Source organism: Streptomyces sp. NPDC056160 (assembly GCF_042268205.1).
Taxonomy (GTDB): Bacteria; Actinomycetota; Actinomycetes; order Streptomycetales; family Streptomycetaceae; genus Streptomyces.
The window spans coordinates 1-1,728 of sequence record NZ_JBHJUW010000332.1 but is presented as its reverse complement, the minus strand read 5'-3'; the positions used below and the strand labels follow the sequence as shown (position 1 = coordinate 1,728).

At 60.6% G+C, this 1,728-nt stretch carries 1 protein-coding gene; it reads right to left on the bottom strand.

Features of this window, described 5'->3' with window-relative positions; all coding sequences use genetic code 11:
- Nucleotides 1-1,728: hypothetical protein (locus ACFC02_RS42515; protein WP_376368391.1), on the bottom strand; the 1,728-nt coding region annotated here is incomplete at both ends.

The window sequence follows — 1,728 nt, the reverse complement described above, 5'->3', positions numbered from 1 at the left end:
GCACCGGCGGCCCATCCTCACCCGCCAGCGGCCGGCCACTGCCCAGAACCTCCCGAACCTCCGCCAAACCCGCACGCACCGGCACAGGAACCGCCCCACGCCCCGCCCCCCCGGCCAGACCAGCATGCTCCCGCTGCACCCCGGCCCCCCCAGCCGCCTCCGGACCACCAGGGAAAACCGGGACATCCCGCGGAGGGAACGCAGCCGGAGACCAGCGCGGACCCACCCCGTCCACCAGCATCGCCCCCTCCCCTTCCCCGCCATGAACAGCCGACAGGGGCGACAGTCCGCCCGCGTGAACAGGTGACGGCGGATCCACCTCCATCCGCCCTACGGAACCGAAATCCGCACCCCAGGGCCCCGCAGAACCGGCGGTCTCGCTGTGGAGGGTGCCGGATTCCATACGGGCCATCAGATGGAGGAAATCCTCGCCCTCCGCCAAATCCACGAAGAAGTACCGCCCGTCCTCCCACACCTCCACCCGCACAGGCCACCCGTGATCCAGCAGGTACTCCTTGATGGGAAAACTGCGCCCGTCATCGAACCTGCCATCGTGCACCAGAGCTCTGACCTCTTCGACCACCTCCTCCCGCAGTGCCGCATCAGACCCGTCCGGATCATTGAAATACCGCTCCAGCCTCCCCACAACCACCCGCACATCAGCGACAAAAGCCCGTGCCATCACGTCGGACAATTCCTCACCCGGAGCAAGCTTAATGAAGAACGTGTCATCCTTTTCGATCACATCGAACCGCTCACTCAGATATGCGCGAAGCGGCCGATATTGCGTGTTGTTACGATTGAGGCCTTTTATCGTCATGCGGGAGAGGAGATCTATCACAGATTTTTGAGTCTCAGCGTCTGCATTTTCAGGGTTCCTGAAGTAAACTCGAAGTTCGGCTGCGCGATCGATCCATCTCCATCGCGAGTTCTTCTTCGTGAAGAGCCACCTGTTCCCGTCCAATTCTAGCTTCCCGTAGTGGCGCAGCAGATCAGCTGACCGCCGGGTGATGAAAACGCGCCCTTTAATGGTCATGTCGCGAACCTGGCGCCCGACATGCACCGTGGTCAGGCTGTTTTCGGGCGCGCCTTCGCCTGGTGCGCCTGGGTCATTCACCGGTATTTTCACAGTGTCATCTTCCGTGGGCAGGTAGTTGTGTGCTCGCTGGCCGGTTTCGGGGTGGCCGTTGAACCAAATTTCCACCGCTTTTTCGAATTTTAGTGCCTGTTTATTGCTGGATGGTGCGTAGATCTCATTACCGTGCGCCGATGAAAGCTGTCTTTTTCTGCTCGCGCCGGAACGATTCGCAACTTCGAGTATCCATTTATTATGCCGTTTCCTTAGCGCCCCGTACGACTCAAGCAGTTTTCCCGTACGTTCAGTCACTTCCCCTCGGCCGGAACTTATCAGATTGGCGATATGTGTGCCGATATTCACTGTCCGGGGAGTCGGGTCTTCTAGTACTGCAGCCGCAGTCAGCTGCAGTACTAGGTTGCTGCTTGTTGCTGCCTCTGCGGTGCGGGGCGGGAGCGTAACCGTCTCGGTCTGCCCGGGCAGGCGTGTGTGTGCTTGCTGTCCGGTTTCGGGGTGGCCGTTGAGCCAGATGTCCAGTGCCGTGTCGAACTGTTCCTTGGTGAGGTGTGGTGCGCCTCCGGGGAGGCTGGTGGTGTGTGTTCCGTTGAGGAGGATGCTGGCGAGGATCTGTGCTTTGGTCTGGGTGTTCTTGT